The organism is Leptobacterium meishanense, from assembly GCF_037645805.1.
Taxonomy (GTDB): Bacteria; Bacteroidota; Bacteroidia; order Flavobacteriales; family Flavobacteriaceae; genus Leptobacterium_A; species Leptobacterium_A meishanense.
In genome coordinates this window covers 60,208-77,062 of the sequence record NZ_JBBEXE010000008.1, presented here as the reverse complement: position 1 = coordinate 77,062, position 16,855 = coordinate 60,208, and the positions used below count along the sequence as shown (strand labels likewise).

The window sequence follows — 16,855 nt, the reverse complement described above, 5'->3', positions numbered from 1 at the left end:
TTTTGCTAATTTTGAATCGCGATATTTTTATTCATGGATGTTATTGACGCAATTATTTTAGGGATTATTCAAGGGTTAACGGAATTTCTCCCAGTGTCTTCTAGTGGTCACCTCGAATTGGGAAAGGCTATTTTGGGTGATGCATCTATCCCACAGGAAAGTTTACTTTTTACTATTGTCCTTCATTTTGCTACTGCCTTAAGTACCTTAGTTGTCTTTAGAAAAGAAGTCATAGAAATTATAAAGGGGTTATTTCAATTTGAATGGAATGAGGAAAGCCAGTTTTCTGTGAAAATTATAATCTCTATGGTTCCTGCTGTGTTTATTGGTGTGTTTTTTGAAAAAGAGTTGGAAAGCCTATTTGGCGAAAACATTCAACTTGTAGGGTTTATGCTTATGATTACTGCGTTGCTTTTATTTTTAGCAGATCGGGCAAAGGACACTTCCAAAAATGTAACGTATAGCAATGCTTTTATTATAGGCCTCTCACAGGCTATTGCCATATTACCAGGCATTTCGAGGAGTGGTGCCACTATTTCTACTTCTGTATTGCTCGGAATTGATAAAACCAAAGCGGCACGTTTTTCATTTTTAATGGTCGTTCCATTGATTTTTGGGAGCATTGCCAAAACGCTTATAGGTGGAGGAATTACATTTGAAAGCCAGCAAATTACACCAATGCTTATCGGGTTTCTAGCTGCTTTTGTTTCCGGGCTCATTGCCTGTACTTGGATGATACAATTGGTGCGGAAAAGTAAACTTACGTATTTCGCCATTTATTGCATGATTGTTGGTGGCATTGCCATTATTTTTGCTTTTATAAACGATTAGATGTACACCGAGGAAGCCATTAAAGAAGGACAGCTTTTATTGATTGATAAACCATTAAAATGGTCTTCTTTTCAGGCAGTAAACAAAATAAAATGGGTTATCCGGAAACGGTTTGGGCTCAAAAAAATCAAGGTAGGTCATGCCGGCACGTTAGATCCCTTGGCCACCGGATTGCTCCTGATATGCACCGGAAAGTTTACCAAACGTATTCCTGAGTTGCAAGGACAACTCAAAGAGTATACCGGAACTTTTACCCTTGGTGCCACAACGCCTTCGTATGATTTGGAAACAACAATTGATCAGCGTTTTCCCGTTGCACATATTGGTGAAGAACTCATTTCCCAGGCCACAAAAAAATTCATAGGCGACATTGAACAACTTCCGCCTGTTTTTTCTGCTTTAAAAAAAGAGGGTAAGCGGTTGTATGAATATGCCCGTGAGGGGAAAGAAGTCAATATAGTGCCTCGAAAGGTAACGATCCATGTATTTGAAATTACGCAAATTGCCCTTCCGGAAATCCACTTCCGAGTGGTTTGCAGTAAAGGTACTTACATACGATCATTGGCGCATGATTTTGGAAAAGCATTACAGTCAGGAGCCTATTTAAGCAGCCTTCGAAGAACTAAAATTGGGAATTACAACGTACATAATGCAGTAACTCCCGATGAGTTTCATGAACAGCTTTTTAGTGAAAAAAAATATAATTAGTATTTTTAAATACTTTTTTACCCCCTTTAAAGTTTTGACTATATGAAGCTTGATTTGAACGACAACCGCCAATTATCGCTTATCATTACATCATTCTCCATGTGTATAGTGGTGTTAATCCTCTTTAATATTCATTTAGGAGGCATTAAAGAACCCGAGCCCCTGTTTGAAATTGCCTTGGAAGAAGATATTGAAGAAATTCTAAAACTACTCGAAGAGCAACCTCCGGAAGAGCAACTCATCAAAACCCATATGGCATACAATGAAACTGCCAAGAGCCGTTTTGAAGAAGAAGTGGAAGAATTTAAAACTCTGGATGAACTCTTAGAGGAAGGCAAAAAAAGCGAGGAAACAACCGAGAACAACCCTAACGATAATAACCCCTCTACTACAGAAGGGGCCTTACCCACTGAAACTAAAAAGGAAGAAGTGCTTTCTACCGGAAAAGATACTAATGAAGCCATTACAAAAAGTAATGTGGCCAATAAAAACACCTCTATTTATTACTCCTTAAAGGGACGGCTGCATACGAAACTGCCCAATCCCATCTATACCTGTGCGCAAAGTGGAAAAATAGTGGTCAATATTAAAGTAGATACCCAAGGTAATGTTATTGATGCCAGCTTTAACAAAGCAAGTTCTACCTCTGCAAATGGCTGCCTTATAGATAATGCCCTTACTTATGCACTTTCTTCTAAATTTGAATCTAGCGCAGGTAAGCCAGAACAAATAGGAACCATTACCTATTTATTTGTTCGTGATTGAACATTCTTCTTATTTTATAAGATTAATCTATTTTTTATATACGTAAAAAACGCATGTATAAAACGGTTAAATTTTTTATATAAAAAATTTTAAAATATGATAGTTTTTAAAAATATACTTTACTTTACTTTGTAAGTAAAATACGTGTTTTTTAGGCGAAAACTGAAAAGCCTTGAATAGAGTAAGTATAATTAAATTATTTCTTAAAATGAAAAAATTAGATAATTTTTATTGCGAAAAAGTAGATTTAAATTCTATCTATGGAGGGCAGGCTGCCTCCATTATGGGTACTTATGATTCCAATACTGTTACGGTAGGGCCTGGTGCTCCTAAAGATGGAAATGATGGCGATGATGAAGGTGATGACCCTTGGAGCATGCAATAAAATTTTAATGGTTGAATATGAATAATTTCATATTCAACCATTTTTAACAAAATGACACATCATTTTAATGATTCTAATACTTAGTACCCCAAGAGATTATGATACGCAATTGGTCATTGATTGGCTTTCTTTTAATGATACCCCTTTCTACAGATTGAATGATGAGGATATTATGACCGGTCATGTTTCATTTAATATGAACCCAAAAAACATTCAGCAAGCTTATATTAAAGATAAGAATAACAAGATCTTGTTTAAGGATATAAAAGTTGTTTGGTTTAGAAAATTTGGATTTTTTAAAAGTTATGAAGGCACTCTTGGTAAGAATAATGACATCACAAGATATATTTATTCTGAATTTTCAATCATCCGGAACCATATTGTAAAATTATTAAAAGATAAAGATTGGCTGTTTAAAAGGAGTAATATGCTCACAAAAATTGAAATACTCAGCATGGCCAGCCAATATGGTTTAAATATTCCTGATAGTATAATAACTTCCGAGAAAAAAGAGCTGAATCGTTTTTTTGAAAAGCATCATTCTTCTATTATTACAAAATCAATTAACGAAGGAAAACATATAGAACACCTTTCCAAAACTTATGCTTTTTATACCCATAAGATAACTTCGTTAAAAAATGTTCAGGGAAAGTTTAGTCCTTCTCTTTTTCAAGAATATATTGAAAAAGAGTACGAACTAAGAATTTTCTTTTTAGATAACAAATTTTACCCTATGGTCATCTATTCCCAAAACAATGAAAAAACAAAAATTGACTTTAGAAATTATGATTTTGAAAACCCAAATAGGGTTGGATGTTATAAGTTGCCTGTGCATATAGAAAAAAAGCTTTTAACATTAATGAACACAATTGGGTTAAACACGGGATCTATTGACATGATTAAAAGTACAAACGGTAAGTATTATTTTCTAGAGATTAATCCTTCAGGGCAATTTGGAATGACAGGGCTTCCTTGCAATTACAATCTACATCAGAAAGTTGCTCAATATTTGACCAATAAATTAAATGAAAAATGACTAAAAAAAAATTAATTGAGGAAATACCCCATGAGTTCAAGGATAGCCTCCCCGTAAATGTGTTCTTTGCAAAAGGAAAGAACACATCTCCTATTAAAAGAAATGATTTGGTTTTTGTCTCTTCTCACCTATATAATACTAAAAAAATGAGATGTTATAATTTCTACAAACCTGCATTTATATGATACCTGATAAAAATAAGTATATCCGGTTTTATGATTCTTGTATCCCTGTAAAAGGGGTTCAAAGAGGAGTAATATATGATTTACAAAGAGATAATCTTTATTTTATTCCTAATTCAGTTATAGAGATGCTTACAGGAAATGTTAACAACAAAATCTCATCTATATATCGTGAATATTCATCCCAAGAAAGTTTAATAGACAAGTACTTAAACTACCTATTTGAAAATGAACTTATTTTTTTTACTGAAACTCCTGATTCTTTTCCTGAAATAAGCACAAATTATATAAAGCCTTTCTTTATAGATATCCTTTTTTTAGAAATAGACACTTTTTCTCTAATTAAAAGAGAAGTTTTAGAAAATATTGATTCTATAGGAGCTATTCAAATCGTTCTTTTAACCCACCGTAAAATCGATACGAAGATTATGAAGAGTATTTTGGAGATTATAAAAAATTCAAAGATTCAAATCATTAGCCTTGTTACAAAATATGATGAAAAAGTTGTTGCTGAATCCATACAATTACAATCCGTATTTCCAAGGTTACGGGAGATGACATTCTATGAAGCTCTAGAAAATGAGCCTCCTAATGAATCTATTAAATATAGTTTAGAAGATATTAACCAATTAATGACCAAAAGAATATCCAAAATGACAGATTTTATTTTGAATCTAGGAGGGTATTTAGAGTCTCTCAATTATAACTTGTTCTATAATCGAAAAGTTTATATTGATGACAAGGGAAACATAAAGCATTATTTTGGGGAAGCCAAAACCTATGGAAATATAGAGCAGGACAGTATTATAGATATAATAACTACTGATGAGTATAAAGAGTTATGGAAGATAACAAAAAATCAAATTGATGAGTGTAAACAATGTGAGTTTAGATACATATGTCCCGATAATCGAACTCCTATCAAAAAAAGTGGTGAAAAAAATTCTTATTTTCATGAAACAAATTGTAATTACAACCCTAGAACAGCTACGTGGAAGTAGTCTTAATTTTAGGTTTTTTATTTTATTCTTTTCTATATCTATAACGTTTATATCGTGCAAACCTTCCATAAGATCTTTTGCAAAATACAACTATTTTAATGGAGGGGATTTATACAATGATTCGTTAAAACTAAATGTCTCTTTTACTGGGGATATAGCGTTTTACTCCCCAAAAAGAAAAACCATAAAAAATGAGATACAAGGGTTAAAAGAACTTAAATATAAAAACTTGCTGGTTTCTGGTAAAACTTTTGTATCTCCCTTATACAATGTTTTGTTGTTTTACAATAACAAAGAAAAAAAACATGGCAGTTATGATACAGTAGTTGACACCTTACTTTTAAGCGGTCTTGACAGTAAAAGAGTGTTATACAAAAAAAAAATAAAGAACAAAAGTATATATCTCTATTTAAGTGCGTTAGGCAACCACAAGTCTAATATCACCCTATTACAAGACGGAAAATCAATGATTGAAACTGTACGTTTTGATGGCGACAAAAAAAAGGCGTTGAGTTATATGGACATATTTAATACGTATAAAGATGAAGATAATTACCTGTATGTGATGAATAAGTTTGATGAAGCCCCTATTGAAGGTAATGATTGGATGAAGTTTCAATTATTGGTTACAGTTTTATCAAATGACGCGGAATATGGGAGGTACAATGAAATGATTGACAGGTATGATTCTCCCCGAAGTAAACGCCTATCAGAATATATTGATCAAAATATCGACAAAATTAGTGCCGGCCAGGATGCTTTAACCAAAATTAAAAGAATAGCAGACAATCAAAAAGTTGTAATGCTAAACGAGATGCACTGGCACCCTAAGCACCGGATTTTAGCTCATAAACTTCTAAAGCCCCTTAAAGAAAGTGGTTATACATATTTAGCCGTTGAAGCATTGGACAAAGGCGTCGATAGTTTGTTGAACAAAAGAACATTTCCCATAAAAACTGCCGGATATTATACCAATGAACCTTATTTTGGGATTTTAATACGGGAAGCCTTAAAATTAGGGTATAAAATTGTAAGTTACGATGATTTTTCTTCGGGAGATAGAGAACAAGCTCAAGCAAAAAACTTAAAAAAAATCATTGATGAAGATCCCGAAGCAAAAGTTTTTGTTTATGCAGGAATCGACCATATATTAGAACACAATCCCCCTAAAAAAAGAATGGCCGAATATTTTAAAGAATATACGGGCATTGATCCCCTCACCATAGACCAGGTAGAAATAGTTGGTGATGCAGGCCATGAAGTTGCACTCATAGAGACGGGTTATTTTAAAAATATTGAAAAAATAAAGACTAATGTCGATTTCTTTGTCATTAATAACATAAAACCATCATTAACACAACTATATGATGCTTCTCAACTTTCTTCATATTGCATAAAAGAAAACATTATTAATAGACATAAAAATGAAGAACTCTTAATTTCAGTATATTTTCTGGATGAATATAAAAGATTTAAATCTAGTAGTGTTCCTATATTGAACAGGATAACTACAATCAATAATGATTCAGTTCACTTAACATTGCCTTTAGGAAATTACCATCTAAAAATAAGGGATGTTAAAAATAACCTCATTCTGGAAAAACAAATTACTATTCCTCAAAACATCACTAAATCAACAAATTAACATTTTCCTTTTTTACAATAATTGACTAAGGTCCGCTGCTGTATTTTGCCCTTTGTCTTTGTTATACCATAGCTGTAGATCCTGTTTGAACTCAGGGGTAAGTGTTCCATGTGTTTCTTTATAGGCTTTTACCATTCTTGTGGCTATAGAAGGCCTTGGCCCCCATGAATTTATAACTTCTTTGGTATTATTATCAATCATAATGAGTTTAGGAATGGATTTATTTCCATCTGTTAAAAACTGGCTCATTAATTCATCGTTTTCATCTCTCAGGATTACCTTAAAGTCAATCCATTCATTAAGGTTCGCTATTTTTTGCATCACCGGCATTGCATGGGCTGCATCACCGCACCAACTCTCCGTCAGTACCAGCCATGTAATATCACCCTTAAAGCTTTTGGCTTTTTCTATTACTTCCTCAGATAATTTAACTGTTTTATCCAAACGTTTCATTCGCCGGTCGTTCAGCATGGAATAATTGCTAAGGGCTTCTGTTTGTTCATTCCCTGTTGATTTTCCCTCTGAAACCAGTTCAGCTACCAATGTTCTGTATTCGCCATAAGTCATGGCTTTTTGGAGACTTTCTTCTAGTATATTTTCTATTGTGACTTGCATATTTTAAGCAAAATTAAAAATGTCTTGTTGTTTTTTAGGTAACAGTTGTTACATTAGTGGTTATTTTAATGAATCCTTACAAAAAATCAGATTATGGAAAAACACCGATGTGGCTGGTGTGTAGGCGACCCGCTTTATGAAGCTTATCATGACCAGGAATGGGGCGTTCCTGTATATGACGATGCTACTTTGTTTGAATTTTTAATACTGGAAGCTTTTCAGGCCGGATTGAGTTGGATTACTATCCTCCGGAAACGGGAAAATTTCAGGAAAGCATTGGATGGTTTTGATTATAAAAAAATTGCTGCCTATGGAGATGCTGATTATGAGCGTTTGCTAAACAATGAAGGCATTATCCGTAATAAACTAAAAATAAAGGCAACAATTACCAATGCACAAGCTTTTATGGACGTACAGAAAGCATTTGGCAGTTTTAGCAATTACATTTGGAGCTTTACCAATGGGAAACCAATACAGAATACTTTTAAAAGTTATAAAGATGCCCCCGCAAATACTCCATTATCGGATAAAATAAGTAAGGACTTGAAAAAGTGTGGGTTTAAGTTTGTAGGGACTACGGTTATCTATGCACATATGCAAGCTACCGGAATGGTAAACGATCATGAGGTGGGTTGTTTCAGATATGAAGAAGTTAAAACATTGTAGTTTTATTTAGATAGTAGTTTTAAAAAATCCGCTCGCGGAATTTCTTCAGCGCCCAAGCTGGCTAAGTGTTTAGTGTAAACCTGACAATCAATTAATTTATAGTTCTCTGAATATAATCTTTGCACTAAATGGATGAAGGCTACTTTGGAGGCATTGTTAATTATAGAAAACATACTCTCTCCACAAAAAATATGGCCTAAATCCACTCCGTACAACCCTCCTATCAATTCACTCTCTTTCCACACCTCTACAGAGGTAGCATGACCTGCTTCATGCAATTTACAATAGGCTGTTATCATATCTTTTGTAATCCACGTTCCCTTTTGATCTTTTCGTTTTACATGTGCACAATGGGTTATCACATCTTTAAAGGCTTCATTGTACGTAACTTGAAAAGTGTTGTTCCGCATTATTTGCTGCATGCTTTTAGAAATTTTCAGCTTGTTCGGAAATAACACCATTCTAGGGTCGGGGCTCCACCATATAATTGGAGTACCTTCTTCATACCAAGGAAAAATACCTGTTCTATACGCTAAAAGAAGCCGTTTTACGGAAAGGTTCCCTCCAATAGCTATAATGCCTTCTTTTGTTGCATTTTTTATTGAGGGAAATTTTATTTCTTCTGTTAGATGGTACATAAATTATTAAATGAATAAAGCATTTATTACTTTCTGTTCAAAAAAACACTTTTTTCTTTGAAGTCTTAATTATTTTATTGAAATTTGTGTTTGTCTTTGCACATAAATTTATTTTTCATCATTGCTTTTTGAGTTTGGTGTAAAGACATACCTAAAACCACAACATTAAGCCTTGGTGTATGCCGAGGCTTTTTACATTAATAACAGTCCTATTAGAAACACAGCCATGCCACACAACATTAGTAATAATGTGTAAGGTAAAATTTCTTTTGCCTTTAGTCTGGTAATCCCCAACAAGGGGAGTGCCCAAAAAGGTTGTAGCATATTAGTGATTTGGTCCCCGTATGCCATTGCCATTACTATTTTAGGCAATGAAACCCCAAGTTTTATAGCTGATTCTATTACAATAGGCCCTTGAATGGCCCATTGGCCTCCTCCACTGGGCACAAAAATATTTACCAATCCGGCACTGAAAAAAGTAACTATGGGCAATGTGGTGTCATTGGCAATGGAAACAAAAAAGCCGGCAATCTCATTGACCATTCCACTACTGCTCATAATACCCATAATCCCAAAATATAAAGGAAATTGAACAAGAATTCCTGTTGCTCCTTTTATGGCTTCATCCAATGCCTTTAAAAAGCTATGAAAGCTTCCGTGAAATAGTATTGCCATGCCTAACATAAAGAAGTTTAACAAGTTAGGTGTAATATTCAATGCGCTTAATGAAGAATGGTATTGTACAATGAATGTTCCAAGTATAATCGCTCCAAAGATAATCGCTGTTACCATAGAATAGTCCAGCCGCTCTGCTCCTTTAATGTTTTTAGCTGAAGAAGACTCAAAACGATATTCTTTTAAGTCCATCTTTGTATGTTTCGCTTTCTTCCCTATTTGAAATAGGATAAAGGGCACTATCACCAATAGCACCACAAACAGTGTTATATTCCACCAACTGAAAATAGTTTCCTGAGTAGAGATCAAATTAGGCAACTGTTCTAAAATATCAACATTTGAAATCCCTGTCATCAAATTATTTAAGTGCCCTTCCTCTGCTACTTTTAGTGGTGCTGAACCACTAAGCCCTCCATGCCATATCATTAACCCTACATAACCGGAGGCTCCAATAATAGGATAGTTTATCTCAATATTTTCTTGTTGTGCATGTTCTCCTATTTTTCGTGCTAGTATGGCTCCGAAAATCAGACCTAAGCCCCAATTAAAAAAAGATACCAGCATGGTGGTTACACTTACCAACACTGCTGCATTTGATGTATTGCTTGCATATCGCGTGATGTATAGAATAACCCTACTAATAGGTTTACTAAGTACTAATATATGCCCCAATACCAAAATCAGCATCATCTGATAGGCGAATACCAAAAGTCCCGTATTCCAGATTCCGCCTTCCCAATATTTGAGGATATTTACTGCATGATTTTGTCCTTCAGGGGAGGTTGTGAAAAAAAAGGCCAATACCATTGTAAGTAGCGTTAACAATACTGCTATAGTAAAAGGGGACGGCAAATATTTTTTAAAAAGTGTCTCAACTGTGTTGACAATATTCATATGTTATTAAATTTTTGTCAAAATACTACATTCATGCTAAAAAGAAAAAAGAGAGGTCTTAACCTCTCTTTTTTTAGTTAATCATTTTATTTTATGTGACTAAAATGGCAAATCGTCATGCTCTTCTTCTTTAAAGTCATTTGCAGGCTCAAAAGCATCCATGGGAGGTACCGACCCATTGTCAGGCATAGTATCTTGCTGCAGGTTTTCTATTCTCCATCCTTGAATGGAATTAAAATATTTTGTTTCTCCTTGAGGATTTACCCACTCCCTTCCTCTTAAATTAATACTGATTTTGGCTTGTTGCCCTACTTCAAAAGCATCTAATAAATCACATTTTTCTTGAATAAATTCAACCAAAATATGTTGTGGGTACTGTTCTTCTGTTGTAATGACCAGTTCTCTTTTTCTAAAACCATTGGCTCCATATGTTTTGGTTTCATCAATGAATTTAATTTTTCCTTGTATTTCCATAATTTTAATTTGCTAAAAGTACTTTCCATGCTGAAAGTATATCATCGTTGTTTAAATATTCTTGGGCCTTTTGATGTTTTTTAGTTTCATCATCGGCACTTAAAATTGTTTTTATTTCAATTGAATTATTTACAAAATCATCTACCTCCTCTTTTGAAGGCAGCTTCTCAATATTTCCTAATTTTCCTAAATCATTTCCTGTTAAGACATTACTATAACGAATAGCATCAGGAATTTGGTCAACCCCTATACCGGGTGTTGCTAATGGTTTTGGGACTTCAAACATTCCTTGATTTGCCCTACAGTACCAGTTTCTTCCCATTCTGCTTACCAAATCAATTTTGTGCTGGTCTATACTTTTATTTTCGTCTAAAACAGCTTCATTGATATGAATCTTTACTACCTCACAAAGAATCAGGTTCCCTGCTCCCCCTTCTTTTCCCAATTCTATGACTTCCCGGACTTTACATTCAAACTGAACAGGGGATTCTGCTACACGAAATGGTCTTACAATATCAGAAGACAACATTGTCAACCCTGATTTTTCAAATTCATTTATCCCTTCAGGGTATTCACTACTCGATAGTGACATTTGTTGAACAATATTATAATCGACCACATTTATGACTACTTCCTTTGTCCTTTTTATGTTTTCTAATGTATGCTTCGTTGTATTATCGCGCACCCGCCTGTTAGGTGAAAATATCATGATAGGAGGATTAGAGCTAAATACATTAAAAAAGCTGTACGGTGACAGGTTTGGAACTCCATCCTCATTTACAGTGCTGGCAAATGCAATAGGTCTTGGTGCTACTGCACCAAGTAGATATCCATGAAGCTTTGAGGTCGGTATTTCTCCCGGAATAATGGAATACATTTTCTTGCAATTTCTCTTACAAAAGTAACGAAAGTATAAGAGCTTAAAAAATGATTCGGTATGTAAACAATATTTCTAATGGTTTTACTTTATATTTAGTGTTAGAAACTTGTTATGTATGGCATTAGGCAATCGAAAAAATAATGTTAAGTGGATTCTTATTGTCTCTTCTTTCATAATTGTATCACTTATCTTATGGAATACATATGTGTTTTTTCAAAGAGTTAAAGAAGAAGAACGTACCAAAATGCAAGTATGGGCTGCTGCTCAACAAACACTTATTACAGCTACAGAAGATGCTAATTTAGAGCTTGCTCTTAAAATCATTGCTTCTAATACATCAAATCCTATGATCCTGGTAAATATAAAGGGTAAAGTGTTTACCAGTAATTTCGAAAAAAAGGAAATGGATAGCCTTTATATCCAGAAAAAAATAAAGGCTTTTTCTGCTCAAAATACCCCGATAGAAGTTGTAGATAAAGATGTAAAACTGGCAACACTTTATTACGGAAATTCTGAGCTTCTTAATAAGCTCAAATATTATCCTTTAGCATTGCTGCTCATTATTTTCTTATTTGGAGCTGTTATTTTCTTCTTTTACAGGACTTCTAAAGTAATGGAACAGAACAAATTATGGGCAGGAATGGCAAAAGAGACTGCACACCAAATAGGCACGCCACTTTCTTCGCTGCTCGGTTGGGCTGAAATACTAAAAACTGAAAATATTGATGCTTCCATCACAGAGGAAATTGAAAAAGACATTGGCCGTTTACAGACCATTGCTGAGCGTTTTTCCAAAATAGGATCAGTCCCTGTACTTAAAAAAATGGATGTTGTAACCCAAACAAAAGAAGCTTATAATTATTTAAAAGCAAGAAATTCAAAATTAATCCGTTTTGAGTTTAATGCCCCTAAAGAACCTGTCCCTGTTCTCTTGAACCCTCAGCTATTTAGCTGGACCATCGAGAATTTAGTAGTGAATGGTATTGACGCTATGAAAGGACAGGGTACTCTAAATATTAGTGTCATACCTGATGGGGGATATGTAAAAATATTGATTACTGATACCGGGAAAGGCATTTCAAAAAAAAATCACAAAAAAATATTTGCTCCAGGGTTCACTACTAAAAAAAGAGGTTGGGGATTAGGCCTTTCATTGGTAAAGCGAATTGTAGAAGATTACCATAAAGGAAAAATCAGTGTAGTATCTTCTGAAATGGATAAGGGTACTACCATGGAGGTTTTATTAAAAATAATTACATAATGTTTACTTCTGAAGAACGACAAGTCCCTATTAAAGATATTCCCTTGACGAACAACTGTCCAGTTTGTTTTTCAAATGATGGTTTGATCCTATCGTTCCATCAAAAACTTATTAAAACACCTTTTTTGGTTAAAATTACTGATGAAATTAGTAAAACCGTAGCCTGTGAAAAGTGTGGTTCTCCTATTTACCCTGTTGATTGGGACAATGATATGGAGCGTGTGCTGTCTTATTATGAAAAACTTGTAGAACCCAAGAAAACATCTTCAAGGTATACTTTTTTTGCTCTAATTAGTATTGTTATTGGCCTACTCGCTGTCAGCGGGATACTCTTATGGTTAATATATGTTAATTGATTTTTGATTGTATTTCCTTTGCCAATAACTCAAATTCCTGAGGCGAAAGGGTTACTTTGTGTTGAAAAGTCATTTCTTTCATATCGTTTAACGGGATAAGGTGTACATGTACATGTGGCACTTCTAACCCCACTACAGCTACTCCAATACGTTTACAAGGGACTATTTTTTCTAATGCTTTAGCTACTTTGCGAGAAAACTTCATAAGCCCTTCATACATGGTTTCATCCAAATCAAAAATCTTATCTACTTCTTTTTTAGGAATGCATAGTGTGTGCCCTTTTGCATTGGGGTTAATGTCTAAAAAAGCGAAAAAACGTTCATCTTCCGCTATTTTGTAGCAAGGTATTTCTCCATTTATAATCCTTGTAAATATGCTCGCCATTATTATTCCCTGGTAATTTCTAATATCTCAAATTTCAGCGTTCCATTGGGAACACTTATTTCTGCTATTTCCCCTACTGATTTACCTAACAAGCCTTTTCCTATAGGTGAGCTCACTGAAATTTTTCCTGTCTTTAAATCTGCCTCACTCTCAGCCACCAACTTATAGGTCATTTCCATACCATTTATTTGATTCTTGATCTTTACCGTAGATAATACCAATACTTTAGATACATCTAATTGTGATTCGTCTATCAGCCTTGCATTGGATAATGTTTCTTCTAATTTCGAGATTTTCAATTCCAAAAGCCCTTGTGCTTCTTTGGCAGCATCGTATTCCGCATTTTCAGACAAATCCCCTTTATCTCTGGCTTCAGCAATTGCTTGTGATGCCTTAGGCCGCTCTATACTTTTTAAGTGATCGAGTTCTTCTCTTAATTTCTTTAAGCCTTCTGCTGTATAGTATGATACATTGCTCATAACCTCATCTTTTATAAATACAAAAAATCCCCTCAACGAGCGGATTCAAAACAAATATACAAAATTTTTATTCAATTTGCTTTTTTGTGTACCTTGCATTAAAAGAAAAAATAATGAGGAAGAAGTTCATGTTTATTACCACTTTGTTGTTCATTGCTTGCAGTGGCGATAGTTCTTCCGATAGAAACCCATTTTTACAAGAAATTGGTTTTAGATTTGAAATTAATCTAAACCTGCCTTTATATAATAGCCTGAACACTATAGGAAATGCTGTCTATATAGGGAATTCCGGAGTAGGAACACGTGGTATTTTTGTTATTAACACTGGCTTAGGGAATAATCCATTTTTTGCTTGGGAAGCAAGCTGCCCTAACCATGCCCCCAACAATTGCTCTACAATGACGATTGATGGTGGAACCAATTGTGTCTGTGCTTGTGAAGATTATGAATATAGTTTATTCAACGGACAATTACTGAGTGAGCCCCAAGCAGAACGCACTTATGGGTTGTTAAATTATCGAACTACTATAGTTGGTGACATTGTTACTATTTCTAATTAAGCTTCTTTTTTATTAAAACTTAAACGTAACGCCTGCAAGAAAGTTGATTCCTGCTTGCGGGTAAAAACCAGCTCCTTCAACTGTTGTTACCGTTCCCGGATTCGAGAAATCATCATCAAAAGTAAAAAAGAAACCATTAGATTCATACTGCTCATCAAAAACATTGTTTATAAGGGCATTAAATACAATTGATTTAAAAAATGCCCTTGTTTTCAGCTCATATTGCAGGTTAATGTCATTCACAAAATAGCTCTCCAGTATTGATGAGGCTGCATCAATATTTCCCATATACTGCTTCCCTACATATTTTGACAAAAATGATAGTTGTACGCTTTCAATCGGTCTATAGGCAAGTATATTTCCGGCTATGATCCCGGGAGAATACGAAATATGTGTTTCTCCTAAATTTTGAAGTACGCCATCTTTTTGAAAAACAAAATCAATATTGCGGTTGGTACTTAATGCTATATTAGGTTGTATTGTAAATTTATCAGAAAGTTTGACGTTGGCATCTATTTCAAGACCTAAGCGGTAACTGTCGCCACTATTTGCCCGGATAGGGAATCCCGAATTGTCCAGCTCCCCTGTAAGCACTAATTGATTTTTATAGCGCATATAATAGATATTGGTATTTATCTGAATTTCAGGAGTAATATAGCGCCATCCTAGTTCGTAATCGTTCAATTGTTCGGGTTCAGGATTGCCATTTTCATAATCTGTCCTGTTAGGTTCCCGATTGGCACGGGCATATGAAAAATAGAAATTGTTTGATCTGTTGAGCTGATAGGTCAGCCCCGCTTTAGGATTGAAAAAACTAAAGCTATCATCTACACCAAAAGGAACATTTCCGAGAAGGCTCCCTTCTGCTTCATAAGTGACATGCCTCCATTGAAGGTCTCCGAATAATGTTATTTTATCGGATAATTGATAGTTTATTTTTCCATACATATTAAAATCTGTTTTGAAAGAAATGCTCTCGTACAAGTGATCAAAAGGTTCTAAATTGCCTGCATAGCGTGCCCAAATAATTTCCCCGAAATGATCACCTATGTAACGGTTCCATGCACCACCAAATACCACATTTATATTTTGATCTTTGTAGTTTACAGAGAATGTAGTTCCATAAAAATCATTATCAAGCCAACGTCTTCGCACATTATCTGTCGCATTAATAGATTGCCCATCTATAACAACAGGGGCTAATCCTAAAAAATCAAATGTAGCATCCGGTGAAAACAATACATTGTTATAATACCATTCATCTACATATTCTTCAAAGAATCCCCTGCCTAATGTATAATGGAAAGCAAGGTTTGTGCTCCAGTTATCGTTTATTTTTTCATTCCAATGAAGTTGTGCATGGTCTTGTCGATAATTATCCACTTGTTCTTCATAAAACCCAATAAAATTGCCGTTTTCATCAAATTGCTGCCCTGCAGCGTTAAATCTCCTATCCGTCTTCAATGTTTGTTTATCAACTCCAAACCACGATTGATAGGTAATTTCATGTCCGCCAAATACCACTGCCTTTATCAGTCGATGCTTATCTACATAGGCTCCTTGCAGAAAATAGGATTTTAAATCAGCTGAGGCCCTATCTACATAGCCATTTGATTTTATAACGGATAACCGGCCCGCTAATTCAAAATGGTTGTTAAGCTTTCCTGTGGCGAATTTAAGTGTGTGCTTTCTAGAGTTAAAACTTCCGTAAGAATTGGAAATTTCTCCTGAAGCTTTCTCTGAAACAGCATCTGTTAAGAGATTCAAACTGGCTCCAAAAGCTCCTGCGCCATTTGTAGAGGTTCCCACACCGCGTTGCAATTGTAAGTTTTCTACAGAGGAGGCAAAATCCGGAAGGTTTACCCAAAAAGTACCTTGTGACTCGGCATCATTGTATGGAATGCCATTAATAGTGATATTAACACGTGTGGCATCGCTCCCCCTAACACGGATACCTGTATACCCTATGCCCGTACCTGCATCAGATGTAGTGACTACAGAGGGCAAAAAATTCATGATAAAAGGAATGTCTTGACCTAAATTTCGAGATTGAAAATCTTCTTTCTTTAGATTAGAAAATGTTACAGGTGATTGATTGGTTACACGAACCGCCGAAACCAAAACTTCATCTAACTTTATGGTTTCTTTTTTTGTAGAATCGATAACTGCTTTTTCCTGCCCTTTTGTTGTGAATACACAAAATAATGCGACACTTAAAAAAATAACTATGTTTTTCATTCGTAATGTATTGTACAAATAAAAGGGGTTGTTATTCTTATGTTAAACTAATTTTTGAGATTCCCTCATCTTGATCTTACCAAAATGTTGAAAACGGCAATGTATTTTACGGAATTCTTTAATTCCGCCCTTTCCCTTGGCAGCATTACCCGCCCAGGTTCGTTGGGTATGATCTCAGCTT

The 16,855-nt window shown here is 34.7% G+C and carries 19 protein-coding genes; 11 read left to right on the top strand and 8 right to left on the bottom strand.

Translation table 11 applies throughout. The features are described from left to right. Positions 1-33 precede the first annotated feature (33 nt). The 7 genes from WBG21_RS09530 (at position 34) to WBG21_RS09500 (ending at position 6,553) form a co-directional block, all read left to right on the top strand. Positions 34-831: an undecaprenyl-diphosphate phosphatase gene (locus tag WBG21_RS09530; protein WP_340077278.1), complete on the top strand. Its 798-nt coding sequence runs from the start codon at positions 34-36 to the stop codon at positions 829-831. Next, entirely contained in the window at positions 832-1,539 is a 708-nt protein-coding gene (gene truB / locus WBG21_RS09525) for a tRNA pseudouridine(55) synthase TruB (protein ID WP_340077276.1), read from the top strand. A gap of 42 nt (positions 1,540-1,581) precedes the next feature. Then, positions 1,582-2,304, top strand: coding sequence for a hypothetical protein (locus WBG21_RS09520; RefSeq protein ID WP_340077274.1), 723 nt, complete (start codon positions 1,582-1,584; stop codon positions 2,302-2,304). 208 nt (positions 2,305-2,512) lie between these two features. Continuing rightward, complete coding sequence (locus WBG21_RS09515; RefSeq protein WP_340077272.1) at positions 2,513-2,689, top strand: hypothetical protein; 177 nt, start codon at positions 2,513-2,515, stop codon at positions 2,687-2,689. 67 nt (positions 2,690-2,756) lie between these two features. Continuing rightward, a complete protein-coding gene (gene gwsG, locus WBG21_RS09510; protein WP_340077270.1) occupies positions 2,757-3,725 on the top strand; it encodes a grasp-with-spasm system ATP-grasp peptide maturase in 969 nt (322 codons plus the stop codon). A 181-nt stretch (positions 3,726-3,906) separates the two neighbouring features. Beyond that, the gene (gene gwsS / locus WBG21_RS09505) at positions 3,907-4,908 is read left to right on the top strand and encodes a grasp-with-spasm system SPASM domain peptide maturase (protein WP_340077268.1); all 1,002 of its coding nucleotides are present in this window, start codon (positions 3,907-3,909) and stop codon (positions 4,906-4,908) included. Continuing rightward, positions 4,862-6,553, top strand: a complete 1,692-nt coding sequence (locus WBG21_RS09500; protein WP_340077266.1) for a hypothetical protein — start codon at positions 4,862-4,864, stop codon at positions 6,551-6,553. Before gwsS ends, WBG21_RS09500 begins: the two co-directional genes overlap by 47 nt. 12 nt (positions 6,554-6,565) lie before the next feature. Here WBG21_RS09500 and WBG21_RS09495 read toward each other — a convergent pair whose 3' ends face one another. Next, a complete protein-coding gene (locus WBG21_RS09495) occupies positions 6,566-7,168 on the bottom strand; it encodes a thioredoxin family protein (RefSeq protein WP_340077264.1) in 603 nt (200 codons plus the stop codon). 93 nt (positions 7,169-7,261) lie between these two features. Here WBG21_RS09495 and WBG21_RS09490 point away from each other — a divergent pair, with 93 nt between their 5' ends. Further along, the gene (locus tag WBG21_RS09490) at positions 7,262-7,834 is read left to right on the top strand and encodes a DNA-3-methyladenine glycosylase I (RefSeq protein WP_340077262.1); all 573 of its coding nucleotides are present in this window, start codon (positions 7,262-7,264) and stop codon (positions 7,832-7,834) included. A 2-nt stretch (positions 7,835-7,836) separates the two neighbouring features. On the opposite strand, the gene aat is transcribed toward WBG21_RS09490, so the two are convergent. From aat to WBG21_RS09470, 4 genes are all read right to left on the bottom strand, one after another. Further along, entirely contained in the window at positions 7,837-8,472 is a 636-nt protein-coding gene (aat, locus tag WBG21_RS09485) for a leucyl/phenylalanyl-tRNA--protein transferase (protein ID WP_340077260.1), read from the bottom strand. Between the two features lie 192 nt (positions 8,473-8,664). Further along, complete coding sequence (locus WBG21_RS09480; RefSeq protein ID WP_340077258.1) at positions 8,665-10,041, bottom strand: short-chain fatty acid transporter; 1,377 nt, start codon at positions 10,039-10,041, stop codon at positions 8,665-8,667. Positions 10,042-10,140: 99 nt separating this feature from the next. Next, entirely contained in the window at positions 10,141-10,515 is a 375-nt protein-coding gene (locus tag WBG21_RS09475; protein WP_340077256.1) for a DUF3127 domain-containing protein, read from the bottom strand. A 4-nt stretch (positions 10,516-10,519) separates the two neighbouring features. Continuing rightward, positions 10,520-11,392, bottom strand: a complete 873-nt coding sequence (locus WBG21_RS09470; RefSeq protein WP_340077254.1) for a flavin reductase family protein — start codon at positions 11,390-11,392, stop codon at positions 10,520-10,522. Between the two features lie 118 nt (positions 11,393-11,510). Between WBG21_RS09470 and WBG21_RS09465 the strand changes: the two genes are divergently transcribed. Then, the gene (locus WBG21_RS09465) at positions 11,511-12,656 is read left to right on the top strand and encodes a sensor histidine kinase (RefSeq protein WP_340077252.1); all 1,146 of its coding nucleotides are present in this window, start codon (positions 11,511-11,513) and stop codon (positions 12,654-12,656) included. Continuing rightward, positions 12,656-13,012: a hypothetical protein gene (locus WBG21_RS09460; protein ID WP_340077250.1), complete on the top strand. Its 357-nt coding sequence runs from the start codon at positions 12,656-12,658 to the stop codon at positions 13,010-13,012. Before WBG21_RS09465 ends, WBG21_RS09460 begins: the two co-directional genes overlap by 1 nt. On the opposite strand, the gene WBG21_RS09455 is transcribed toward WBG21_RS09460, so the two are convergent. Next, a complete protein-coding gene (locus WBG21_RS09455) occupies positions 13,005-13,397 on the bottom strand; it encodes an HIT family protein (protein ID WP_340077248.1) in 393 nt (130 codons plus the stop codon). The genes WBG21_RS09460 and WBG21_RS09455 overlap by 8 nt on opposite strands. Before the next feature lie 2 nt (positions 13,398-13,399). Next, the gene (greA, locus tag WBG21_RS09450; protein WP_340077246.1) at positions 13,400-13,876 is read right to left on the bottom strand and encodes a transcription elongation factor GreA; all 477 of its coding nucleotides are present in this window, start codon (positions 13,874-13,876) and stop codon (positions 13,400-13,402) included. 113 nt (positions 13,877-13,989) lie between these two features. Between greA and WBG21_RS09445 the strand changes: the two genes are divergently transcribed. Beyond that, positions 13,990-14,436, top strand: a complete 447-nt coding sequence (locus WBG21_RS09445; protein WP_340077244.1) for a Rieske (2Fe-2S) protein — start codon at positions 13,990-13,992, stop codon at positions 14,434-14,436. A gap of 12 nt (positions 14,437-14,448) precedes the next feature. Here the strand turns inward: WBG21_RS09445 and WBG21_RS09440 are convergent, their stop codons facing one another. Then, positions 14,449-16,674, bottom strand: coding sequence for a TonB-dependent receptor (locus WBG21_RS09440; RefSeq protein ID WP_340077242.1), 2,226 nt, complete (start codon positions 16,672-16,674; stop codon positions 14,449-14,451). Positions 16,675-16,855: the final 181 nt, after the last annotated feature.